The 22,043-nt window shown below is 64.8% G+C and carries 20 protein-coding genes; 15 read left to right on the top strand and 5 right to left on the bottom strand.

Annotation, left to right across the window (positions count from 1 at the left end; all coding sequences use genetic code 11):
* Position 1 precedes the first annotated feature (1 nt).
* Both KSS90_RS01330 and KSS90_RS01335 read left to right on the top strand, forming a co-directional pair.
* Positions 2-922, top strand: a complete 921-nt coding sequence (locus tag KSS90_RS01330; RefSeq protein ID WP_217867940.1) for an SdiA-regulated domain-containing protein — start codon at positions 2-4, stop codon at positions 920-922.
* Between the two features lie 86 nt (positions 923-1,008).
* Positions 1,009-1,908 (top strand): SdiA-regulated domain-containing protein, encoded by a 900-nt coding sequence (locus KSS90_RS01335; protein WP_217867941.1) that lies wholly within the window; start codon positions 1,009-1,011, stop codon positions 1,906-1,908.
* Positions 1,909-2,013: 105 nt separating this feature from the next.
* Here KSS90_RS01335 and rpiA read toward each other — a convergent pair whose 3' ends face one another.
* On the bottom strand, positions 2,014-2,688 hold the full coding sequence (gene rpiA, locus KSS90_RS01340; RefSeq protein ID WP_217867942.1) for a ribose-5-phosphate isomerase RpiA: 675 nt from the start codon (positions 2,686-2,688) through the stop codon (positions 2,014-2,016).
* Between the two features lie 134 nt (positions 2,689-2,822).
* Between rpiA and ilvA the strand changes: the two genes are divergently transcribed.
* The 4 genes from ilvA (at position 2,823) to ptsP (ending at position 7,781) form a co-directional block, all read left to right on the top strand.
* Positions 2,823-4,337, top strand: a complete 1,515-nt coding sequence (gene ilvA, locus KSS90_RS01345; RefSeq protein WP_217867943.1) for a threonine ammonia-lyase, biosynthetic — start codon at positions 2,823-2,825, stop codon at positions 4,335-4,337.
* A gap of 58 nt (positions 4,338-4,395) precedes the next feature.
* Complete coding sequence (locus KSS90_RS01350; protein ID WP_217867944.1) at positions 4,396-4,821, top strand: DUF2269 domain-containing protein; 426 nt, start codon at positions 4,396-4,398, stop codon at positions 4,819-4,821.
* A 178-nt stretch (positions 4,822-4,999) separates the two neighbouring features.
* Positions 5,000-5,479 (top strand): RNA pyrophosphohydrolase, encoded by a 480-nt coding sequence (locus KSS90_RS01355; RefSeq protein ID WP_028688498.1) that lies wholly within the window; start codon positions 5,000-5,002, stop codon positions 5,477-5,479.
* A 22-nt stretch (positions 5,480-5,501) separates the two neighbouring features.
* On the top strand, positions 5,502-7,781 hold the full coding sequence (ptsP, locus tag KSS90_RS01360) for a phosphoenolpyruvate--protein phosphotransferase (protein WP_217867945.1): 2,280 nt from the start codon (positions 5,502-5,504) through the stop codon (positions 7,779-7,781).
* A gap of 109 nt (positions 7,782-7,890) precedes the next feature.
* Here ptsP and KSS90_RS01365 read toward each other — a convergent pair whose 3' ends face one another.
* Complete coding sequence (locus KSS90_RS01365; RefSeq protein ID WP_217867946.1) at positions 7,891-8,637, bottom strand: NRDE family protein; 747 nt, start codon at positions 8,635-8,637, stop codon at positions 7,891-7,893.
* Positions 8,638-8,768: 131 nt separating this feature from the next.
* On the opposite strand from KSS90_RS01365, the gene KSS90_RS01370 reads away from it, so the two are divergent.
* The 3 genes from KSS90_RS01370 to KSS90_RS01380 are packed head-to-tail and all read left to right on the top strand — an operon-like array spanning position 8,769 to position 11,397.
* The gene (locus KSS90_RS01370; RefSeq protein ID WP_217867947.1) at positions 8,769-9,551 is read left to right on the top strand and encodes a sulfite exporter TauE/SafE family protein; all 783 of its coding nucleotides are present in this window, start codon (positions 8,769-8,771) and stop codon (positions 9,549-9,551) included.
* Between the two features lie 16 nt (positions 9,552-9,567).
* Positions 9,568-10,377 (top strand): prolipoprotein diacylglyceryl transferase, encoded by an 810-nt coding sequence (gene lgt, locus KSS90_RS01375; RefSeq protein ID WP_217867948.1) that lies wholly within the window; start codon positions 9,568-9,570, stop codon positions 10,375-10,377.
* A gap of 48 nt (positions 10,378-10,425) precedes the next feature.
* The gene (locus tag KSS90_RS01380) at positions 10,426-11,397 is read left to right on the top strand and encodes a thymidylate synthase (protein WP_217867949.1); all 972 of its coding nucleotides are present in this window, start codon (positions 10,426-10,428) and stop codon (positions 11,395-11,397) included.
* A gap of 119 nt (positions 11,398-11,516) precedes the next feature.
* Here KSS90_RS01380 and cadR read toward each other — a convergent pair whose 3' ends face one another.
* Positions 11,517-11,960 (bottom strand): cadmium resistance transcriptional regulator CadR, encoded by a 444-nt coding sequence (cadR, locus tag KSS90_RS01385; RefSeq protein ID WP_217867950.1) that lies wholly within the window; start codon positions 11,958-11,960, stop codon positions 11,517-11,519.
* Positions 11,961-12,074: 114 nt separating this feature from the next.
* On the opposite strand from cadR, the gene KSS90_RS01390 reads away from it, so the two are divergent.
* From KSS90_RS01390 to KSS90_RS01415, 6 genes are all read left to right on the top strand, one after another.
* On the top strand, positions 12,075-14,306 hold the full coding sequence (locus KSS90_RS01390) for a heavy metal translocating P-type ATPase (protein WP_217867951.1): 2,232 nt from the start codon (positions 12,075-12,077) through the stop codon (positions 14,304-14,306).
* Between the two features lie 32 nt (positions 14,307-14,338).
* On the top strand, positions 14,339-15,208 hold the full coding sequence (locus tag KSS90_RS01395; protein ID WP_217867952.1) for a LysR family transcriptional regulator: 870 nt from the start codon (positions 14,339-14,341) through the stop codon (positions 15,206-15,208).
* Between the two features lie 217 nt (positions 15,209-15,425).
* Positions 15,426-16,484, top strand: a complete 1,059-nt coding sequence (locus KSS90_RS01400; RefSeq protein ID WP_217867953.1) for a putative 2-aminoethylphosphonate ABC transporter ATP-binding protein — start codon at positions 15,426-15,428, stop codon at positions 16,482-16,484.
* Position 16,485: 1 nt separating this feature from the next.
* Complete coding sequence (locus KSS90_RS01405; protein WP_217867954.1) at positions 16,486-18,210, top strand: putative 2-aminoethylphosphonate ABC transporter permease subunit; 1,725 nt, start codon at positions 16,486-16,488, stop codon at positions 18,208-18,210.
* A 30-nt stretch (positions 18,211-18,240) separates the two neighbouring features.
* Complete coding sequence (locus tag KSS90_RS01410; protein ID WP_217867955.1) at positions 18,241-19,263, top strand: putative 2-aminoethylphosphonate ABC transporter substrate-binding protein; 1,023 nt, start codon at positions 18,241-18,243, stop codon at positions 19,261-19,263.
* Positions 19,264-19,352: 89 nt separating this feature from the next.
* The gene (locus KSS90_RS01415) at positions 19,353-19,898 is read left to right on the top strand and encodes a phosphonate degradation HD-domain oxygenase (protein ID WP_217867956.1); all 546 of its coding nucleotides are present in this window, start codon (positions 19,353-19,355) and stop codon (positions 19,896-19,898) included.
* A 35-nt stretch (positions 19,899-19,933) separates the two neighbouring features.
* Here the strand turns inward: KSS90_RS01415 and KSS90_RS01420 are convergent, their stop codons facing one another.
* Both KSS90_RS01420 and KSS90_RS01425 read right to left on the bottom strand, forming a co-directional pair.
* Positions 19,934-21,310 carry an ATP-binding protein gene (locus tag KSS90_RS01420; RefSeq protein ID WP_217867957.1) on the bottom strand — a complete coding sequence of 459 codons (1,377 nt, stop codon included), beginning with the start codon at positions 21,308-21,310 and terminating at the stop codon, positions 19,934-19,936.
* A gap of 1 nt (position 21,311) precedes the next feature.
* Positions 21,312-22,031, bottom strand: a complete 720-nt coding sequence (locus KSS90_RS01425) for a response regulator (RefSeq protein ID WP_217867958.1) — start codon at positions 22,029-22,031, stop codon at positions 21,312-21,314.
* Between the last annotated feature and the right edge of the window lie 12 nt (positions 22,032-22,043).

A 22,043-nucleotide genomic window follows, 5' to 3' on the forward strand; every position in this document is an offset into this window, starting at 1 on the left:
CATGCCTTCTCCTTCCAGCGCCTCCGTGTCCACCAAGCGCCCTTTCTACCGGCGCTGGTCCTTCGGCCTGGCTGCAGCAGCGGTTATCGGCTATGGCGTGGTATCGGCCATGCACTGGGACGACCGTGGCCTGCTGTGGATAAAGGAAGGCTTCGAAAGCCAGGCCGAGCGTCAGGAAAGCATCTGGCTGCCTAGCTACGTGGTCGACATCGATGCCAAACCATTGCCCGGGATGGAGCGCGACGAGGCGTCGGACTTGGCGTTCAACCCGCACACCCGCTCGTTGTTCGCAGTCATGGGCAAGCATCCGTTTCTGGTCGAGCTCACCCTCGATGGCGACGTGTTGCGCAAGATCCCCCTGGTGGGTTGGTCCAATCCGGAAGGTGTCGCGGTGCTCGAGGATGGCCAGATTGCCATCGTCGACGAGCGCAACCATGACCTGACACTGGTCAAGGTGGATGCCGCCACCACCTCGCTGAACCGTGCCGACTACCAGCCCCATGATCTGGGTGAAACGGAGGATGGCAACAAGGGCTTCGAGGCTGTTGCCTGGGACTTGATGCGCCAGCGCCTGATCATTGGCGCTGAACGACCGCCCAAGATGTATATCTGGAACACCGATGGGCGGAGCCCGCTCAAGGGCGAGAAACAGCCGTTGCCCAGCGAGGAACTGGATTTGCGCAACCTGTCCGCGCTGGGTATCGACCCGCGCACCGGGCATCTGCTGGCATTGTCGGCAGACTCCAACATGCTGCTCGAGCTTGACGAAAAGGGTGAGCAGGTCAGCTTCATGACCCTGCTGGGCGGCTTCAATGGTTTGGCTGACACCATTCCCCGGGCCGAAGGTGTGGCAATGGACGACCAGGGCAACCTGTACATGGTCAGCGAACCGAATCTGTTCTATCGCTTCAAAAAGAACTGACCGATCAGCCATTTCTGATGATGGCATTAAGCTTTGCTTCAGTTGATAGTGGTTAGCTACGCGCTCCTATTGCCGAGTCCGCCCGCATGCGCCGCCACATTCGCCTGATCTTCGTCTTCTTCGTGTTTGTCTGCCTGCTCATACTGGGGGCTGCCGGGCATGAGTTCCGCTTGTTCGAACGGGGCTGGTTCAACCTCAAGACTTGGTGGCAGCCGGCTGAGCAGAGCATCGGCCTGGATCGTTATCAGGTGGTGCTCGAGGCCAGGCCTATCGAGGGGCTGGACGACGACATCTCGGCGCTGACCTACGACCCCGACCGCAAGAGCCTGTTCACCGTTACCAATGCCAAGTCCGAACTGATCGAGCTGTCGCTGGATGGCCGTATCCTGCGCCGTGTCCCGCTGACCGGCTTCGGCGACCCCGAGGCGGTGGAGTACGTCGGGCCCAACAGCTACGTGATCACCGATGAGCGCCAGCAGCGGCTGATCCGCGTACGCCTGGACGATGACACCCTGTTCCTCGATGCCGCCGACGCCGAGCAGTTGTCCCTGGGCATTGGCCTGAACGGCAACAAGGGCTTCGAGGGTCTGGCCTACGACTCGGCGGGCAAGCGCCTGTTCGTGGCCAAGGAGCGGGACCCGATGATGATCTACGAGGTGCATGGCTTCCCCCACGAAAACCCCGGCAAGCCCTATGCCGTGCATGTGGTGCAGGATCGCAAGCGTGACCGGCGGTTGTTCGTGCGCGATCTGTCGAGCCTGCAGTTCGACGAGCGCAGTGGGCACCTGCTGGCGCTGTCCGACGAGTCGCGGCTGGTGCTGGAGCTCGATGTGAAGGGGCGGCCGCTGAGTACCTTGTCATTGCGCAAGGGGTTCCAGGGGTTGAAGCAGACCGTGCCGCAGGCGGAGGGGATCGCGATGGACGACGCCGGGACCATCTACCTGGTCAGCGAGCCGAACCTGTTCTATGTGTTCAAGCAGCCTTGATGGGATGAGGATGGCACCGGCTTCGCCGGTGTTCGCTGGCAAGCCAGCTCCCACAGGGTAGGGAGCTGGCTTGCCAGCGATTCGAGGGCGCAGCCTCGCTGGCGACTACTCGGCCTTCAGGCTCTTCACGCCCTCGGCGGTCCCCAGCAGCAGCACATCCGCCGGCCGCGCCGCGAACAGGCCATTGGTGACCACGCCGACGATGGCGTTGATCTGCGCTTCGAGTTCCACCGGGTTGGTGATCTGCAGGTTATGCACATCGAGGATGACGTTGCCGTTGTCGGTCACCACACCTTCGCGATAGACCGGGTCGCCGCCCAGCTTGACCAGCTGGCGCGCCACGTGGCTGCGGGCCATCGGGATGACCTCGACCGGCAGCGGGAAGGCGCCCAGCACCGGCACCAGCTTGCTCGCGTCGGCGATGCAGATGAAGGTCTTGGCCACTGCCGCGACGATCTTCTCGCGGGTCAGGGCCGCGCCACCGCCCTTGATCAGGTTGAGGTGGGCATCGCTCTCGTCGGCGCCGTCCACGTAGAACTCCAGCTCGCTGACGCTGTTCAGCTCGTACACCGGGATGCCATGGCCCTTCAGGCGCTGGGCGGTGGCCTCGGAGCTGGCGACGGCGCCGTCGAAGGCGGTCTTGTGCTGGGCCAGGGCGTCGATGAAGAAGTTGGCGGTCGAGCCGGTGCCGACGCCGACGACGCTTTTTTCATCCAGCTTGGGCAGGATGAGGTCGACGGCGGCCTGGGCGACGGCCTGTTTGAGTTGGTCCTGGGTCATGCGGGCTCCGGGAGGGGCAGGGCGGATATCGAAAGTTGCCTAGTATAACGGCTCCCGCGGCGTTGCTGTGGTCGTCCGACGTGGCGCTGCGGTAGACTCCCAGCCCTTGTCCCGCGGCCCAGTGATGCTTTCCGATGCTCGAACAGTACGTCAAGAAGATCCTCACCTCGCGCGTCTACGACGTTGCTGTCGAAACCCCGCTGCACACTGCCGGGCAACTGAGCAAGCGCCTGGGCAACACTGTGCTGCTCAAGCGCGAAGACCTGCAGCCGGTGTTCTCGTTCAAGATCCGCGGGGCCTACAACAAGCTGGCGCAACTGAGCGCCGAGGAGCTGGCCCGTGGCGTGGTCACCGCCTCGGCTGGCAACCATGCCCAGGGCCTGGCCCTGGCTGCGCGGGAGCTGGGTATCAAGGCGACCATCGTCATGCCCAAGACCACGCCGGAGATCAAGATCGAAGGTGTGCGCTCGCGCGGCGGCAAGGTGGTGCTGCACGGCGATTCCTTCCCCGAGGCGCTGGCCTACTCGCTGAAGCTGGTGGAGGAGAAGGGCTTCGTCTACATCCACCCCTACGATGATCCGCACACCATTGCCGGGCAAGGCACGGTGGCCATGGAAATCCTGCGCCAGCACCCCGGGCAGTTGGACGCGATCTTCGTGCCGGTCGGCGGCGGCGGCCTGATCGCCGGCATCGCTGCCTACGTGAAGTATCTGCGCCCGGAAATCAAGGTGATCGGCGTCGAACCGGACGATTCCAACTGCTTGCAAGCTGCCATGGCGGCCGGTGAGCGCGTGGTGCTGCCGCAGGTGGGGCTGTTCGCCGATGGCGTGGCGGTGGCGCAGATCGGCCAGCACACCTTCGATATCTGCCGTCATCATGTCGATGAGGTGATCACCGTCAGTACCGATGAGATCTGCGCGGCAATCAAGGACATCTACGACGATACCCGTTCGATCACCGAACCTGCCGGTGCCTTGGGCGTGGCGGGCATCAAGCGGTATGTCGAACTCAAAGGTGTGAGCGGGCAGACCCTGGTGGCCATCGACTCCGGCGCCAACGTCAACTTCGACCGCCTGCGGCATGTGGCCGAGCGCGCCGAGCTGGGCGAGAAGCGCGAGGCGATCATCGCCGTGACCATCCCCGAGCGCCCTGGCAGTTTCAAGGCCTTCTGCGAGGCCATTGGCAAACGCCAGATCACCGAATTCAACTACCGCAAGCACACCTCGGACGAGGCGCACATTTTCGTCGGTGTGCAGACCCACCCGGAAACCGATCCGCGTGCGGCCTTGGTGCAACATCTGACGGAACAAGGTTTTCCGGTCACTGATCTGACCGACAACGAACTGGCCAAGCTGCATATCCGCCACATGGTGGGTGGCCACTCAGCCGGCGCCAGCGACGAAATGGTGCTGCGCTTCGAGTTTCCGGAGCGGCCTGGTGCCCTGTTCAATTTCCTCAACAAGCTGGGCGGGCGCTGGAACATCTCGATGTTCCACTACCGCAACCACGGCGCCGCCGACGGGCGCGTGGTCGCGGGCCTGCAGGTGCCGGAGGAAGAGCGTCACCTGGTGCCGGCAGCCCTGGCCAAGATCGGCTATCCATACTGGGACGAGACCGAGAACCCGGCTTACCGGCTATTCTTGGGCTGAACCAGCCTCCCCACGATGAGGCCATTAGCGAAAAAGCCCGCTGAAGGATGATTTTCATATGGAACACCTGACCACCCTCAAGACCCTGCACATCCTCGCCACGGCCCTGCTGCTGCTCGGCGCCCTGGGCTTGGCGGTGTGGACCTGGCGTGCCCGGCGCAACGGCGACACCGAGGCCTACGGCAAACTGTTGCGCCGGCCGCTGGTGTTCGTCTGGCTGTTGATGGGGCTGTGCCTGGTGAGCATGCCGTTCACCGGCTGGTGGCTGGTACACCTGGTGGGCTGGCCGCTGGGGCAGACCTGGGTGCTGGCCTCCAGCGTCATCTATACCCTTGGCGCGTTTGCCGTGTGGTGGCTGGTGGCACGCCTGAACCGGCTGCGCAAGGCCGAAACCGTCGGTTTGAAATTCACCCTGGCGCTGGCGGTGTTCAGTGGCGTGTGCTTCTTGTCGATCGCCGGCCTGATGGGCGCCAAGCCGATCTGATAGCCCATTGCGTCACCTTGCCTTCATGCAAACCCGGTATATCAGTGCCATACCCGCTATGGCGACGTTCGCCCGATACGCAGTTTCCACCTCGCCGTAGATAAGCTTGGCGGGCGCGTTGCTGCGCGCTCAGGCTTTGTGGAACAATGCGGCGACATGCGTTTGCGAGGTTGCTGCCGTGATCGACCCGGATGGTTTTCGCCCCAATGTCGGGATCATTCTCACGAATGATGCCGGACAGGTGCTATGGGCTCGGCGGATCAACCAGGATGCCTGGCAGTTTCCCCAGGGTGGCATCAACCCTGATGAAACGCCGGAAGATGCCCTGTACCGCGAGCTGAACGAAGAAGTAGGCCTGGAACGCCAGGATGTGGAAATTCTTGCCTGCACCCGTGGCTGGTTGCGTTATCGTTTACCCCAGCGCCTGGTGCGCACCCACAGCCAGCCGCTGTGCATAGGCCAGAAACAGAAGTGGTTCCTGCTGCGCCTGGTGAGCAATGAGCAACGGGTGCGCATGGACCTGACCGGCAAGCCGGAATTCGATGGCTGGCGCTGGGTCAGCTACTGGTATCCGCTGGGCCAGGTGGTGACATTCAAGCGCGAGGTATACCGCCGCGCCCTGAAAGAGCTAGCCCCGCGCCTGCTGACGCGCGACTGACGACGGAGTCCGACCCCGAGCCATGCTCAATACGCTGCGCAAGATCGTCCAGGAAGTGAACTCCGCCAAAGATCTCAAGACGGCGTTGGGTATCATTGTCTTGCGCGTCAAGGAGGCGATGGGCAGCCAGGTCTGCTCCGTCTACCTGCTCGACCCGGACACCAACCGCTTCGTGCTGATGGCCACCGAGGGCCTGAACAAGCGCTCCATCGGCAAGGTCAGCATGGCGCCCAACGAGGGCTTGGTCGGCCTGGTCGGCACCCGCGAGGAGCCGCTGAACCTCGAGAACGCCGCCGACCACCCCCGCTACCGCTACTTCGCCGAAACCGGCGAAGAGAAATTCGCCTCTTTCCTCGGCGCACCGATCATCCACCACCGCCGCGTGGTCGGCGTGTTGGTCATCCAGCAGAAGGAGCGCCGCCAGTTCGACGAGGGCGAAGAGGCCTTCCTGGTCACCATGAGCGCGCAGCTCGCCGGGGTTATCGCCCACGCCGAGGCGACGGGTTCGATCCGTGGCTTGGGCCGCCAGGGCAAGGGTATCCAGGAGGCTCGCTTCGTCGGGGTGCCGGGTTCGCCGGGCGCCGCCGTCGGCCGCTCGGTGGTGATGCTGCCGCCCGCCGACCTGGAGGTTGTGCCCGACCGCACCGTCGAGGACATCGACAACGAACTCAAGCTGTTCAACAACGCCCTCGAAGGCGTGCGCGAGGACATGCGCAAGCTGTCGGCCAAGCTCGCCACCCAGCTGCGCCCCGAAGAGCGTGCGCTGTTCGACGTGTACCTGATGATGCTCGAGGACGCTGCCCTCGGTGGCGAGGTGGTCGAAGTCATCAAGACTGGCCAATGGGCCCAGGGCGCCTTGCGCCAGGTGGTCGGCGAACACGTCAATCGCTTCGAGCTGATGGATGACGACTACCTGCGCGAGCGGGCATCGGACGTCAAGGACCTGGGTCGGCGCCTGCTGGCGTACCTGCAGGAGGCCCGTTCGCAGTCGCTGGTCTACCAGGACAACACCATTCTGGTCAGTGAAGAACTGACCCCCGCCATGCTCGGCGAGGTGCCGGAGGGCAAGCTGGTGGGCCTGGTTTCGGTACTCGGCTCGGGCAACTCGCACGTGGCGATCCTCGCCCGGGCCATGGGCATCCCCACGGTCATGGGGGTGGTCGACCTGCCGTACTCGAAGGCCGATGGCATCGAGATGATCGTCGACGGCTACAAGGGCGAAGTCTTCACCAACCCCGGCGAAGTGCTGCGCAAGCAGTACAGCGACGTGGTCGAGGAAGAGCGCCAGCTGGCCAAGGGGCTCGATGCCCTGCGCGAGCTGCCGTGCATCACCCCGGACGGCCACCGCATGCCGCTGTGGGTCAACACCGGCCTGCTCGCCGATGTGGCCCGCGCCCAGCAGCGCGGCGCCGAGGGCGTGGGCCTGTACCGCACCGAAGTGCCGTTCATGATCAACCAGCGCTTCCCCAGCGAAAAGGAACAGCTGGCGATCTACCGCGAGCAGCTGCAAGCATTCCATCCGCTGCCAGTAACCATGCGCAGCCTCGACATCGGCGGCGACAAGTCGCTGTCGTATTTCCCGATCAAGGAAGAGAACCCGTTCCTCGGCTGGCGCGGCATCCGCGTCACCCTCGACCACCCGGAAATCTTCCTGGTGCAGACCCGCGCCATGCTCAAGGCCAGCGAGGGCCTGAACAACCTGCGTATCCTGCTGCCGATGATTTCCGGCATCCATGAGCTCGAAGAAGCCCAGCACCTGATCCACCGCGCCTGGGGCGAGGTGCGTGACGAAGGCACCGATGTGCCGATGCCGCCAGTGGGGGTGATGGTGGAGATCCCCGCCGCGGTGTACCAGACCCGCGAGCTGGCGCGCCAGGTCGATTTCCTTTCGGTCGGTTCCAACGACCTCACCCAGTACCTGCTGGCCGTGGACCGCAACAACCCGCGGGTAGCCGATCTGTACGACTATCTGCACCCGGCGGTGCTGCAGGCCCTGCAGACCGTGGTCAGCGTGGCCCACGAAGAAGGCAAGCCGGTGAGCATCTGCGGCGAGATGGCCGGTGACCCCGCCGCGGCGATCCTGCTGATGGCCATGGGCTTCGACAGCCTGTCGATGAACGCCACCAACTTGCCGAAGGTGAAGTGGATGCTGCGCCAGATCAACCTGAGCAAGGCCAGGGAACTGCTGGCCGATGCCATGAGCCATGACAACCCGCAGGTTATCCACAGCTCGTTGCAGCTGGCGCTGAAGAACCTCGGGCTGGCGCGGATGATCGGGCCTGGGGCCAATAAAACCCTTTGAATTTGAAGTTGCCTGTACCGGCCTCATCGCCGGCAAGCCGGCTCCCACAGGTTTGGTGTGATCCTTGTGGGAGCCGGCTTGCCGGCGATGAGGCCGGTACAGGCTGCAATCAAACCTTCAGGCTAACCTCGCCCAGATGCCCACCAAACGGCCCGAAACTGCGCTCGATCATGCGCCGTCGGCCTTGGTCATCGACGATCAACACCGTGCTCGCCCGCGTCCCATAGTTCTGGCTGGCGATGAACACGCTCGACAGCAGCCGCTCGGTGGCCAGCCCCACGCCAGTCTCAGGCAGTTCGCCGTCCGGCGCGGGCTGTGCATCGCCCAGCAGTGTCAGTAGCTGCCGTGGGTCGGCGTTCTCAAGCAATCCCTCGAGCCCGCTGCGCGCTTTGACCAGCTTCGGCCATGGCGTGTCCAGGCCGGCATTCGACAGCCCGTATACCCCAGGCTCAAGCAGGCGTGGCGCCGGCTCACGGGCGTGCAGGTAGCCCAATCGCTTGTCATCACCGACCAGCAGGTTGAACCCCGAGTACAGACCACTGCGGCTGGCTACCCGGTCCAGATAGGCTTCGACCCCCAGTTCGCCCTGTAGATAGGCCGCTACCAGTTCACCGCGTGAACGTGGTCCCAAAGGCTGGCGTGGGTCACGGATATTGGTCAGCGCCGCGAAGCGCCCGTTCGGCCCGAGACCCAGCCAGGTGCCGCCGGCTTCCAAGTCACGCCCGGCGTATACGCCAGGCGCGTCCTCCCAGGCACTCAGGGCCTGGGTCGGCCGCGCATAGAACTCGTCTCGGTTGGCCGCGACGATCAGTGGCCGGGCTGTCCCCGGCTGCCAGGCGAATACGATCAGGCACATAGGTTGTCCCCTGTGTTTTCGGCCACTCTACCCGCGCCGCCGGCCGCTATCCATCATCTGACACAGAGTTCACTAGAGCGCCGGGCGTGGCTTCCGTTACCATGCCGGATTGTTTTCCACAGGGGCGGCGAATGGAATTCGTACTCTATCTGCTGTTGGGCGCTTGCGCCGGCGTGCTGGCCGGGCTGTTCGGCGTCGGCGGCGGCATCATCATCGTGCCGGTGCTGGTGTTCAGCTTCACCTTGCAGGGCTTCGATCCTTCGGTGCTGACCCACCTGGCGGTCGGCACTTCGCTGGCGACCATCGTCTTCACCTCGATCAATGCCGTGCGCGAGCACCAGCGCAAGGGCGCGGTGCAATGGCCGATCTTCGCCTGGATGACCGTGGGCATCCTGCTCGGCGCGCTGGTCGGGGCCAAGACCGCCTCGCTGATACAGGGCCCGATGCTGCAGAAGATCATCGGCGTGTTCGCCCTGGTGATCGCCGCGCAGATGGCCCTGGACCTCAAGCCCAAGGCCAGCCGCGGCATTCCCGGCAAGCCCGGATTGACCGCCGCCGGCGGTGTGATCGGCTGGGCCTCGGCCATTTTCGGGATCGGCGGCGGATCACTGACCGTACCGTTCCTCACCTGGCGCAGCCTGCCCATGCAGCAGGCAGTGGCGACTTCGTCGGCCTGCGGCCTGCCGATCGCCCTGGCCAGTGCCCTGGGCTTCATGTGGCTGGGTTGGCACGAGGAACACCTGCCGGCCCACAGCCTGGGCTACGTCTATCTTCCGGCGCTGGTCGGCATCGCCGCCACCAGCATGTTCTTCGCCCGCTACGGCGCGCGCCTGGCGCACAAACTGTCGCCGCGCGTGCTCAAGCGCCTGTTCGCCGCGCTGCTGTTCTGCGTCGGACTCAGCTTCCTTATCTGAACCTAGAGGAAAGACAATGCTGCCTTACCCGCAGATCGACCCGGTGGCCGTGGCCCTCGGTCCACTGAAAATCCACTGGTACGGCCTGATGTACCTGATCGGCATCGGCGGCGCCTGGCTGCTGGCTTCGCGCCGGTTGAACCGCTTCGATCCCACCTGGAGCCGCGAGAAGCTTTCCGACCTGGTGTTCTGGCTATCGATGGGCGTGATCGTCGGCGGGCGCCTGGGTTATGTGCTGTTCTACGACCTGCACCAGTACCTGGCCAACCCGACGCTGATCTTCGAGGTGTGGAAGGGCGGCATGTCGTTCCACGGCGGTTTCATCGGTGTGATGCTCGCCGCGCTGTGGTTCGGCAAGCGCAACAACAAGTCGTTCTTCGAGCTGATGGACTTCGTCGCGCCGCTGGTGCCGATCGGCCTTGGCGCCGGGCGTATCGGCAACTTCATCAACGCCGAACTGTGGGGCAAGGCCACCGACGTGCCATGGGCCATGGTCTTCCCGCCGTTCAGCGACCCGGCTCAGTTGCCGCGTCACCCGTCGCAGCTGTACCAGTTTGCCCTCGAAGGTGTGGCATTATTCGCCATCCTTTGGCTGTACTCGCGCAAGCCGCGCCCGACCATGGCGGTTTCCGGCATGTTCGCGCTGTTCTATGGCATCTTCCGCTTCATCGTGGAGTTCGTGCGCGTACCCGACGCCCAGCTCGGCTACATCGCCTTCGGTTGGTTGACCATGGGTCAGTTGCTCTGCGTGCCGATGATTCTCGGCGGCATCTTCCTGATCTGGTGGGCCTACAACCGCAAACCGTCGGCCAAGGCCACCGTCTGATTTCCACGGCAGGGGCGCTCCCCCTGCCGTTCTTGTTACAGGTAAGCCATGAAACAGTATCTAGATCTGGTCCGTGACGTCATCGAAAACGGCACGCTGCAGGAAAACCGCACCGGTATCCGCACCATCAGCCTGCCGGGAGCGATGCTCAAGTTCGACCTGCAGAAGGGCTTTCCGGCCATCACCACGCGCAAGCTGGCGTTCAAGTCGGCGATCGGCGAGATGGTCGGCTTCCTGCGCGGCGTGAAGAACGCCGGCGAGTTCCGCGAGCTGGGCTGCAAGGTCTGGGACCAGAACGCCAACGAAAATGCCCAGTGGCTGGCCAACCCGTTCCGCCAGGGGCATGACGACCTCGGCGAAATCTACGGCGTGCAATGGCGCCAGTGGCCCGGCTACAAGCGCATCCCGCTGAGCAACCCGGCCGCCATCGAGATGGCCGAGAAGGCCGGCTTCCGACGTATCGCCCAGGACGAGGAGGACGGCCAGGCGTTCGTCATCCTCTACAAGGCCATCGACCAGGTGCGCCAGTGCCTGGACACCATCGCCAACGACCCGGGCAGCCGCCGCATCCTGTTCCACGGTTGGAACTGCGCCCAGCTCGACGAGATGGCCCTGCCGCCGTGCCACCTGCTGTACCAGTTCCACCCGAATGTCGAGACCCGGGAAATCTCCCTGACCCTCTACATCCGCTCCAACGACCTGGGCCTGGGTACGCCGTTCAACCTCACCGAGGGCGCGGCGCTGCTGTCGCTGTTCGGCCGCCTGACCGGCTACACCCCGCGCTGGTTCACCTACTTCATCGGCGATGCCCATGTGTACGAGAACCACCTCGACATGCTGGGCGAGCAGATGAAGCGCGAGCCGCTGGCGGCGCCGAAGCTGGTGATCAGCGACCGCGTGCCGGCGTTCGCCGAGACCGGCAAGTACGAGCCGGAGTGGCTGGAGAAGATCGAGCCAAGCGACTTCTGGCTGGAAGGCTACGAGCACCATGCGCCGATGACGGCGCCGATGGCGGTCTGACTCAAGGAAGTCGGGGGCTGCTTTGCAGCCCATCGCCGGCAAGCCGGCTCCCACAGGGGGACGCGTGACTCTGTGGGAGCCGGCTTGCCGGCGATGGGCCGCAAAGCGGCCCCAAGTCTCTAATGCCCGTGGCTACGCCCCACATGCGAATGCTCGGTCTCCGGTACCGACACCGCCCCATTCGTCTCCAACTGCTGCAAGATCGCGCACTCCGCCCCCTGCGCATTGCACTGTTGCCGCAGTTCCACCAGCTGTGCCTGCAGTGCCACCAGCCCATCGATCCTCGCCTGCACATGCTCGATATGCTCGTCGATCAGCGCGTTGACGCTGCCGCATGAGCCGTCGGGGCTGTCGCGCAGGTTCAACAGGCTGCGGATTTCGTCGAGGGTCATGTCCAGGGTGCGGCAGTTGCGGATGAAGGTCAGGCGCTCGACGTGGGCCTGGGTGTAGAGCCGGTAGTTACCGTCGCTGCGGGCAGGTTCCGGCAGCAGCTGTTCACGTTCGTAGTAGCGGATGGTTTCGACGGCACAGTCGGTGGCCTTGGCCAGTTCTCCGATCTTCATGGTGGCTAATCTCCAGCGAGGGGCTTGACCCTATAGTGGCTACAGGGTGTTCACTTGGCAACAACCCACTCTGTGGATATCTGCAGAGGCCAGTGCTCAGTTAAGGATGATTCCATGAACCAGCCTGTCAGCCCCGACCACAAACATGATCACGATCATGGCCACGGGCCCCACGCCCACGACTGCTGCGCCAGCAAAGCCGCCCCGGCTTTGGTGCAACTGACCGAGAAAGCCAGCGCCCAGGCGCAGCTAAGCCGCTTCCGCATCGAGGCCATGGACTGCCCCACCGAGCAGACACTGATCCAGGACAAGCTGGGCAAGCTGGCCGGTGTCGAGCAGCTGGAATTCAACCTGATCAACCGTGTGCTCGGCGTGCGCCATACGCTCGAGGGCACCACGGAGATCGAGCGGGCCATCGATAGCCTGGGCATGAAGGCCGAGCCCTTGGCCGCCGAGGATGATGGCGCCGCCAGCGCGCCCCAGGCCAGCAAGACCCGTTGGTGGCCGCTGGCATTGTCCGGTGTTGCGGCGCTTGCCGCCGAAATCGTGCATTTCTCTGGCAAGGCACCGGAGTGGGTGGTAGCCGCGCTGGCCCTGGCGGCCATCCTCGGTTGCGGTCTGGGTACCTACAAGAAGGGCTGGATCGCCCTGAAGAACCGCAACCTCAACATCAATGCGTTGATGAGCATCGCGGTGACCGGCGCCGTGTTGATCGGCCAGTGGCCGGAAGCGGCCATGGTGATGGTGCTGTTCACCGTTGCCGAATTGATCGAAGCCCGTTCACTGGACCGCGCGCGCAATGCGATCGGAGGGCTGATGCAACTGGCCCCGGACATGGCCACCGTGCAACAGGCCGATGGCCAATGGCGTGAAGTCGAAGTACGCGAGGTGGTCATCGGCGCGCGGGTGCGGGTGCGCCCGGGCGAGCGCATCGGCCTGGACGGTGAGGTGGTCAGTGGCCAGTCCAGCGTCGACCAGGCGCCGATCACCGGTGAAAGCCTGCCGGTCGAGAAGGCGGTCGGCGACAAGCTGTTCGCCGGCACCATCAACCAGGCCGGCGCGATGGAATACCGCGTCACCGCTGCCGCCGGTCAGTCGACCCTGGCCCGCATCATCAAGGCCGTGGAAGAAGCCCAGGGCGCCCGTGCGCCTACTCAACGCTTCGTCGACCAGTTCTCGCGCATCTATACCCCGGTGGTGTTCGTCGTTGCCCTGGCCGTCGCGATCATCCCACCGCTGTTCATGGCCGGCGCTTGGTTCGAATGGATCTACCGTGCCCTGGTGTTGCTGGTGGTGGCCTGCCCGTGCGCACTGGTGATCTCCACCCCGGTGACCATCGTCAGCGGCCTGGCCGCGGCGGCGCGCAAAGGCATCCTGATCAAGGGCGGTGTGTACCTGGAGGGCGGGCGCAAGCTGGACTTCCTGGCCCTGGACAAGACCGGCACCATCACCCACGGCAAGCCAGTGCAGACCGACAGCAAGGTGCTCGACCCACTGTTCGAAGGCCGCGCCCAGGCCCTGGCCGCGAGCCTGGCTGCACGTTCCGACCACCCGGTGTCCGGTGCCATCGCCCTGTTCGCCAAGGACCAGGATCTGCCCCTGAGCGAAGTCGCCGAGTTCGCCGCCCTGGCCGGTCGCGGCGTGCGCGGTGATATAGAGGGCCAGACCTACCACCTGGGCAACCATCGCTTGGTGGAAGAACTCGGCCTGTGCTCCCCGGCCCTTGAAGCCCAGTTGGATGTGCTGGAGCGCCAGGGCAAGACCGTGGTGCTGCTGCTCGACCGCTCCGGCCCTCTGGCGCTGTTCGCCGTGGCCGACACGGTCAAGGACAGCAGCCGCCAGGCCATCGCCGAGCTGCACGAGCTGGGTATCAAGACGGTCATGTTGACCGGCGACAATCCCCACACCGCCCAGGCCATTGCGGCCCAGGTGGGGATCGACCGCGCCGAGGGCAACCTGCTGCCGGCGGACAAGCTCGCCAGCATCGAGAGCCTGTATGCCCAAGGGCATCGCGTCGGCATGGTCGGCGACGGCATCAACGATGCGCCGGCCCTGGCCCGCGCCGAGATCGGTTTTGCCATGGCCGCCGCTGGCACCGACACGGCCATCGAGACCGCCGATGTAGCGCTGATGGACGATGACTTGCGCAAAATACCGACCTTCGTCAGGCTGTCGCGCCAAAGCGCGGCGATCCTCACCCAGAACATCGTGTTGGCCCTGGGGATCAAGGCCATCTTCCTGGCAATCACCTTCGCCGGCATGGCGACGATGTGGATGGCGGTGTTCGCCGACATGGGCGTGAGCTTGCTGGTGGTGTTCAACGGCTTGCGCCTGCTGCGCAAGTAAGCATCCGCAGCGCAGAATAGAGGTTATCCACAATGCTGAGCGCCGAGCTCAAAGCCTTCTACATGGTGGCCCGCCTGGGCAGCATCACCCTGGCGGCGAAGAAGCTCGGGCTCAGCCAGCCCACGGTAACCACGCACATCCGCAATCTCGAGGGCCAGTACAACGTCGAGCTGTTCTACCGCGGTGGCCGGCGCCTGGTTCTGAGCGAGGAGGGCGTACGCCTGCTGCCGATGGTTAAGGCGCTATTGCAACAGGAAGCCGACATCGAGTTCGAGCTGCGCAACAGCGGCCAGGCCCAGGGCAGCCTGCGCATCGCCGCCACCGCGCCGTACTACATCCTCGATCTGGTGAAGATCTTCCGCGAGCGCTTGCCGCAGGTGGAGGTGGCGGTGGACATCGGCAACTCGCAGCAGGTGCTGGAGATGCTCGAGGATTACCGAGTGGACATCGCCGCCTCGTCGCAATTGCTCGAAGACGCACGCCTGGTGCGCCGGGTGCTGGGCACCGACCCGCTGGTACTGGCGGTGCATCGCAATCATCCCTTGGCGCAACGCCAGGCGGTGTCGATCGAGGTGGTGGCCGGGCATTGCCTGCTGATGCGCGAAAAGGGCTCGACCACCCGCAAGCTCACCGAGCAGATGATGCAGGACGCCGGGGTTAAGGCCGGGGCGCTGCTGGAGATCGGCAGCCGTGAGTCGATCCGCGAGGCGGTGCTGCGCAATATCGGCATCAGCATCATTGCCCGCCATGAGGTGCCGCATAACCCCGAGCTGCGGGTGCTGGCGCTGGACGACGCACCAGTGATGCACGAGTACCTGTACTGCCTGAAAGAGCGGCGCCAGGCGCGGTTGCCGGCGGCGTTCCTGGGGGTGGCGCAGGAAGTGGTGGGTTCGCAGTTCTGACAGTTCTCTACTGGTTGCACCGGCCTCATCGCCGGCAAGCCGGCTCCCACAGTGTTGGCGCCGACTTGCTTTTGTGGGAGCTGGCTTGCCAGCGATAGGGCCCTCAAGGCCACTACAAAATCTGCCTATACCACTATCACCGGCTTTTGCCCCAACGCCACAGAACCTTCGCACAGCCTGCCTAGCATGGCCCCCATCGCTTCGATGAGGACCTGCCATGAACCACGTCACCCCGGGCGCACAGATGAAAGTGCGCGGCATCCACAAACGCTTCGGTGCCTTCACCGCGCTCAACGACGTGTCCCTGGACATCGCCGCCGGCGAGCTGGTGTGTCTGCTCGGTCCCTCGGGCTGCGGCAAGACCACCCTGCTGCGTTGCATCGCCGGCCTCGAGCGCCAGGACCGCGGCACGCTGTACATCGGCGACCGCGATATCTCCGAGCTGCCGCCCCAGGCCCGTGACTACGGCATCCTGTTCCAGTCCTACGCACTGTTTCCCAACCTCACCGTCGAAGCCAACATCGCCTATGGCCTGACCGGCAGCAACCGCGAGGCATCGCGCCAGCGGGTTAGCGAGATGCTCGAGCTGGTGGGCCTGGCCGGCAGCGAGAAGAAATACCCCGGCCAGCTTTCCGGTGGCCAGCAGCAGCGCGTGGCCCTGGCCCGCGCCTTGGCGCCGTCGCCCTCGCTACTGCTGCTCGACGAGCCCATGTCGGCCCTCGACGCTCGTGTTCGCGAGCATCTGTGTACCGAGCTGCGCCAACTGCAACGCCAGCTGGGCATCACCACGCTGATGGTCACCCACAACCAGGACGAAGCCATGCTGATGGCCGACCGCATCGCCGTGATGAACAACGGCCAGGTCGAGCAGTACGCCACGCCCCAGGAAATCTACGATCAGCCGGCCACGCCGTTCGTCGCCGAGTTCGTCGGCCAGGGCAACTGGCTGCCGTTCCAGCGCAGCAGTGCCAGTCATGCCCAGGTCGGTGGCATGCACATGCGCCTGGCCGACAACGCCGGCGCGGTCAGCAGCGGCCGACTGTTCTGCCGGCCCGAGGCGATCACCGTCAACCCGGTGGTGCATGAGGAAAACCTGTTTCCGGCCAAGGTCCGGGAAGTCACCTTCCTCGGCAACCGTTGCCGCATGAGCTTCGAGCTCGAGGCCCTGCCGGGCCATGCGCTGCTCGCTGAGTTGGCGCCCGAAGCCATGCCGCGCCTGGGTTCGCAGGACATCTGGGTGGCCCTGCCACCGCAGAGCCTGCAGGTGTTTGCCTGAGATGGCCGCGCCCATGACCCTGCCGCTCGCTCACACCAACGACAAGGCACGCAACGACGTCGCCCTGGGTGACCGGCTGTTCGTCGTCGGTGGCAAGAGCCTGCTGCTGATCCTGCTGGTGCTGGCGGTGCTGCTGCCGTTGCTGGCGATCTTTTGGCGAGGCTTCAGCGCTGAAGCCGGGCAGGGCGGGGGGCTGCTGGCCGCCCGCGAACTGTTTGCCAGCGCGAACTTCCACTGGCTGCTTGGCAACAGCTTGTCGGTGGCCCTCACCGTTGCTGCCATCGTCGTGCCGCTGGCCTACCTGTTCGCCTATGCCCTGCAACGCACGCTGATCCCGGCCAAGGGTTTGTGGCGCGGCATTTCGCTGCTGCCGTTGCTGGCGCCGTCGATGCTGCCGGCGATCGCGCTGGTTTATCTGTTCGGCAACCAGGGCCTGCTGCGCGGGCTGCTCAGCGACAACATCTACGGCTTCTGGGGCATCGTGCTTGGCGAGGCCATCTACACCTTCCCCCACGCGTTGATGATCCTGCTCTCGGCGCTATCACTGGCCGACGCACGGTTGTTCGATGCCGCTTCGAGCATGGGCGCGGGGCCTGCCCGGGCATTCTTCAGCATCACCTGGCCGGCTACGCGCCAGGCGGTGTTCGCAGCATTCTGCCTGGTGTTCACCCTGACCATCACCGACTTCGGCGTGCCGGTAGTGGTCGGTGGCGATTACCAGGTGTTGGCGCTGGAAGCCTACAAGGCGGTGGTCGGCCAGCAGCAGTTCGGCCGTGGTGCGCTGATCGGCATGGTGCTGCTGGTGCCGGCGCTGCTCAGTTTTGCCGTGGATGCCTGGCTGCGCCGCCGCCAGGGCGAGGCCATGAGCGGCCGCGCCCAGGTGTTCGAGCCCAAGCCTTCGAAGCTGCGTGATGGCTGCTACCTGGCCCTGGTGCTGCTGGTGTGCGCGGCGCTGCTGGCGGTGATCGGCATGGCGGTGTACTCGTCGCTGGTCAAGTTCTGGCCGTACAACCTGTCGCTGTCGCTCAAGCACTACATGTTCGAAGACACCGCTGGCGGCGGCTGGCTGGCCTATCGCAACAGCGTGACCATGGCCATCGGCACCGCGCTGATCGGCAGCGTGGTGATCTTCACCGGTGCCTACCTGATGGAGAAGACCCAAGGCCAGCGCCTGCTCAATCAACTGTTGCGCCTGCTCAGCTTCATCCCCATGGCGGTGCCCGGCCTGGTGCTGGGCCTGGGCTACGTGTTCTTCTTCAACCTCAACGGCAACCCGTTGCACGTGTTCTACGGCAGCATGGCGCTGCTGGTGGTTTGCACCATCGCCCACTACCTGACCACCGCGCAGATGACCGCCACCACCGCCCTGCGCCAGCTCGACGGTGAGTTCGAAGCCGCCGCGCTGTCGCTCAAGGCGCCGCTGTACAAGCACTTCGTGCGGGTCACCGTGCCGATCTGCCTGCCCGCGCTGCTGGACATCATCCGCTACCTGTTCGTCTCGGCGATGACCACGGTGTCGGCGGCGATCTTCCTCTACAGCCCCGACACCATCCTCGCCGCCGTTGCCGTTCTGAACATGGACGATGCCGGCAATGTTGGCGGCGCCGCTGCCATGTCGACCCTGATCCTTTTGACCAGCGCCGCTGCCTCCCTACTGTTGGCCGGCGCCTCGCGCGGCCTGCTGCGCCGCTCCCAGGCCTGGCGCCAACGTGCTCCCGGCCATTGACCGACTGCCCATACCAATAGGAACCGCATCATGTTCAAGCCCCTCGTACTTGCCGCTGCCGTATCCGCCGTGTTCAGCCTGCAGGCTTCGGCCGCGACCCAGCTGACCGTCTACACCGCCCTGGAGGCCGAGCAGCTCAAGAGCTACAAGCAGGCCTTCGAGAAGGCCAACCCGGACATCGAGATCAAATGGGTGCGCGATTCCACCGGCATCATCACCGCCAAGCTGCTGGCCGAAAAAGAGCGCCCGCAGGCTGACGCCGTGTGGGGCCTGGCGGCCTCCAGCCTGGCCATCCTCGACCAGAACGGCATGCTCGAAGCCTATGCGCCGAAGGACCTGGGCAAGATCTCGCCCAACTACCGCGACGCCGCCAATCCGCCGGCCTGGGTAGGCATGGACGTGTGGGCCGCGACGATCTGCTTCAACACCGTCGAGGCCGAGAAGCAGGGCCTGAGCAAGCCGGTGAGCTGGCAGGACCTGACCAAGCCTGAGTACAAGGGCAAGATCGTCATGCCCAATCCGGCTTCGTCCGGCACGGGCTTCCTCGATGTGAGCGCCTGGCTGCAGACCTTCGGCGAGCCGCAGGGCTGGGCCTACATGGATGCGTTGCACCAGAACATCGGCCAGTACGTTCATTCCGGCTCCAAGCCATGCAAACTGGCGGCGGCAGGTGAATTCCCGATCGGCATCTCGTTCGAGTACCCGGCCGTGCAGCTCAAGCGCCAGGGCGCACCGCTGGACATCGTCCTGCCCAAGGAGGGCCTGGGCTGGGAGATCGAGGCCACGGCGGTGATCAAGGGCTCGCCGAAAGTCGATGCCGCCAAGCGCCTGGCCGACTTCTCCGCCAGCCCTGCCGCCATGGAGCTGTACAAGGAGAACTTCGCCGTGCTCGCCGCCCCCGGCATCGCCAAGCCGCAGACCGAACTGCCGGCCGACTATGAGCAGCGCCTGATCAAGAACGACTTTGCCTGGGCCTCGAAGAACCGCGACCAGATTCTCGCTGAGTGGCGCAAGCGCTACGACGGCAAGTCGGAGAAAGTCGCCCAGCAGTAAGGCCCTCATCGCGGGGCAGGCCGGCTTCTATACTCAGGGAGCGGCTTGCCACGCGATGGCGTCAGACCAGGCAACGCAGGAGCCCACGCATGCCAACCTCTTCCCGGATCATCGACGACACCTTCGCCTTATATGAGCGCCATGGCAGCGCCGACTACATCGGCGAGGCCATCACCCAGCTCGAGCACATGTCCCAGTCAGCCCAACTCGCCATGGCCGAAGGCTACGACGACGAAGTGATCCTGGCCGCCTTCTTCCATGACATCGGCCATCTGTGCGAGGGCGAGGACATGGGCGGTTATGGCGTCGTCAGCCATGAGCGCATTGGTGCCGAGTATTTGCGCCGGTGTGGTTTCAGCGAGCGGCTGGCCAGGTTGGTGCAATACCACGTCGAGGCCAAGCGCTACCTGACCTTGCGCCAGCCCGGATACTACGATCGTTTGAGTGAAGCCAGCCGACGCACCTTGGCGTACCAGGGTGGGATGATGAACGATGCCGAAGCCGATGCGTTCGAGGCCGACCCGTTGTTCGGGGTCAGCCTGCGCCTGCGCGAGTGGGACGAGATGGCCAAGCGGGTCGGAGTGCCGGTGATGGATCTGCAAGTGTTGAAGGCAAAGGCATTGGCCGTACTCTGAACAATCTGGCGATTCTCCCTGCTGCTAGGTCCGCATCACTTCTCTGGGTCCTTGGGCAATCGCACGCTGACCCGCAACCCGCCCCCTTGGCGGTTCATCAGCTGCAGTTCACCGCCATGGCTGGCAACGATGCGCTGGGCGATGCTCAGCCCCAGCCCATAGCCGCCAGAGGCTTGGTTGCGTGAGCCCTCGCCGCGCACGAAAGGCTCGGTGACAGTCGCCAGCAAGCCTGGGTCGATGCCCGGGCCGCGATCGTCGATATGGATGTAAGCATCGGATGGTGTGCTTTCCAGCACTACCCCGACCTCCCTGGCATAGCGCAGGGCATTGACCAACAGGTTTTGCAGGCACCGTTGCAGTAGCAGGGCATCTACCTGGGCCAGGCCCACCTGGCCATGGATCGGCAAGGGCTCTTCGGCGCTGGCCAAATCCGCGCATTGGCGTGCCACCAGGCGGTCGAGGTCGACCGTTTGCAGGTTCTGCTGCTCGCCCGCCCGCAGGTAGTCGAGCACCTGGCCGATCATGCCGTCCATCTGCGCGATGTTCTGGCGCAGGCGTTCCTTGTGTTCGCTGTCCTCCAGCCGTTCCAGGCGCAGGCGCATGCGCGTCAGCGGCGTACGCAGGTCATGGGACACGGCGGCGAGGAAGTAGGCCTTGTCGTTGACCATGCGGATCAGCCGTTGCTGCATGGCATTGAAGGCCTGGGCGGCGTGCCGTACTTCCTCGGGGCCGTCCAGCGGCAACGGCGCCTGTTCCAGATTGCCACCCAGGCCACGGGCGGCATCGGCCAGGCGGCGCAGCGGGCGCAGGCACAAGCGTACCGCCACCAGGCACACCACCAACACGGCGGCGATGCGCAGGGCATAGACGCGCAGCAGGTAGTCGCTGATCAGCAGCCACGCCGACTCGCCGCTCCAGCCCTGCAACTCCTGGCCATCGATGACCAGCCAGTGGCCATCGGCGAGGGGCACGGTGAACGCGATATGCGCCTGGGCGGTGCGCAAGCCGAACAGGCTACGCCAGACGATGGGCTGGCCCAGTTCGTCGGTGAGCCTGGCTTCGAGCAAGCGTGCCTGCGGATCACGACCCAACTCATAGGTCAGCGCCTGGTGCAGCAACAGTTCGATTCTGCGCCAACCGCGCCGCTGGTCGTGCGCGCCCTCGGGCGGCGCTTCGGTGCAACGTACCTGGTAATGCCTCGCGACCAGTGCAGTCCCCTGGCAATCGGCCTGGGCGATCAGGCGCGCGCTGCGCGCTGCGATCAACCGCACGGGCGCTTCCAGCACCTGGGCGAAGCGTACGTCGAACCAGATGCTGCTGGACATCAACTGGATCACCAGGGTGCCGCTGATCATGATCAGCAGCAGTTGGCCGAAAAGCGTGCGCGGCCACAGCCGGCGAAGCAGCCGCACCTCAGGCGCCCAACGCTTCGCGAGCCAGGCTGAGCAGATAGCCTTCGTTGCGGATGGTGAGAATCTGCGCGCCGTGGCCTGGCGCCCGGCGCAGTTGCTGGCGCAGGCGGCTGATGCACATGTCCACCGAGCGATCGTCGGGCAGATGGTCGCGGCCGAACGCGCTGCGTGTCAGGTGGTCCCTCGAGACCACGCGGTTGTTGGCGTCCAGCAGTTCACGCAGCACACGGTAGTCGGAGCGTGGCAGGTTGAAGGCTTGGCCGTCCGGGTGAACGAGCAACCGTTTGACGTGATCGAGACGCAAGCCTGCAAACAGTTGTGCCTCGCTGGCCGACGTTTCGGGTTCTGTCTCCAGGCGCTGGGGGCGGCGCAGCACAGCCTTGATCCGGGCGACCAGCTCGCGTGGCTCGAAGGGTTTGGCCAGGTAATCATCGGCGCCTACCTCCAGGCCGATGATGCGGTCCAGGGTGCTGCCCCTGGCCGACAACATCACCACCGCCAAGCCCGGCTGTGTCTGCAGCTGCCGGCACAGGCTCAGGCCGTCCTCGCCGGGCAGCATCAGGTCGAGTACCACCAGGTCGACCTTGTGCCGGGCCAGTTGTTCGCGCATCTGCTCGCCGTTGGCGGCGGCACATACCTCGTAGCCGGCTTCTTTCAAGTAATCGCAGAGAAGTTCGCGGATCTCGTCGTCATCGTCGACGACCAGCAAGGTCGTGCTCATGGTCTTGGTGTA

Source organism: Pseudomonas maumuensis (assembly GCF_019139675.1).
Taxonomy (GTDB): Bacteria; Pseudomonadota; Gammaproteobacteria; order Pseudomonadales; family Pseudomonadaceae; genus Aquipseudomonas; species Aquipseudomonas maumuensis.

Bases quoted from the DNA above. Each gene is read 5' to 3' on its own strand.
- KSS90_RS01330 (WP_217867940.1), top strand. From the start codon at position 2: ATGCCTTCTCCTTCCAGCGCCTCCGTGTCCACCAAGCGCCCTTTCTAC.
- KSS90_RS01335 (WP_217867941.1), top strand. From the start codon at position 1,009: ATGCGCCGCCACATTCGCCTGATCTTCGTCTTCTTCGTGTTTGTCTGC.
- rpiA (WP_217867942.1), bottom strand. From the start codon at position 2,688: ATGACCCAGGACCAACTCAAACAGGCCGTCGCCCAGGCCGCCGTCGAC.
- ilvA (WP_217867943.1), top strand. From the start codon at position 2,823: ATGCTCGAACAGTACGTCAAGAAGATCCTCACCTCGCGCGTCTACGAC.
- KSS90_RS01350 (WP_217867944.1), top strand. From the start codon at position 4,396: ATGGAACACCTGACCACCCTCAAGACCCTGCACATCCTCGCCACGGCC.
- ptsP (WP_217867945.1), top strand. From the start codon at position 5,502: ATGCTCAATACGCTGCGCAAGATCGTCCAGGAAGTGAACTCCGCCAAA.
- KSS90_RS01365 (WP_217867946.1), bottom strand. From the start codon at position 8,637: ATGTGCCTGATCGTATTCGCCTGGCAGCCGGGGACAGCCCGGCCACTG.
- KSS90_RS01370 (WP_217867947.1), top strand. From the start codon at position 8,769: ATGGAATTCGTACTCTATCTGCTGTTGGGCGCTTGCGCCGGCGTGCTG.
- lgt (WP_217867948.1), top strand. From the start codon at position 9,568: ATGCTGCCTTACCCGCAGATCGACCCGGTGGCCGTGGCCCTCGGTCCA.
- KSS90_RS01380 (WP_217867949.1), top strand. From the start codon at position 10,426: ATGAAACAGTATCTAGATCTGGTCCGTGACGTCATCGAAAACGGCACG.
- cadR (WP_217867950.1), bottom strand. From the start codon at position 11,960: ATGAAGATCGGAGAACTGGCCAAGGCCACCGACTGTGCCGTCGAAACC.
- KSS90_RS01390 (WP_217867951.1), top strand. From the start codon at position 12,075: ATGAACCAGCCTGTCAGCCCCGACCACAAACATGATCACGATCATGGC.
- KSS90_RS01395 (WP_217867952.1), top strand. From the start codon at position 14,339: ATGCTGAGCGCCGAGCTCAAAGCCTTCTACATGGTGGCCCGCCTGGGC.
- KSS90_RS01400 (WP_217867953.1), top strand. From the start codon at position 15,426: ATGAACCACGTCACCCCGGGCGCACAGATGAAAGTGCGCGGCATCCAC.
- KSS90_RS01405 (WP_217867954.1), top strand. From the start codon at position 16,486: ATGGCCGCGCCCATGACCCTGCCGCTCGCTCACACCAACGACAAGGCA.
- KSS90_RS01410 (WP_217867955.1), top strand. From the start codon at position 18,241: ATGTTCAAGCCCCTCGTACTTGCCGCTGCCGTATCCGCCGTGTTCAGC.
- KSS90_RS01415 (WP_217867956.1), top strand. From the start codon at position 19,353: ATGCCAACCTCTTCCCGGATCATCGACGACACCTTCGCCTTATATGAG.
- KSS90_RS01425 (WP_217867958.1), bottom strand. From the start codon at position 22,031: ATGAGCACGACCTTGCTGGTCGTCGACGATGACGACGAGATCCGCGAA.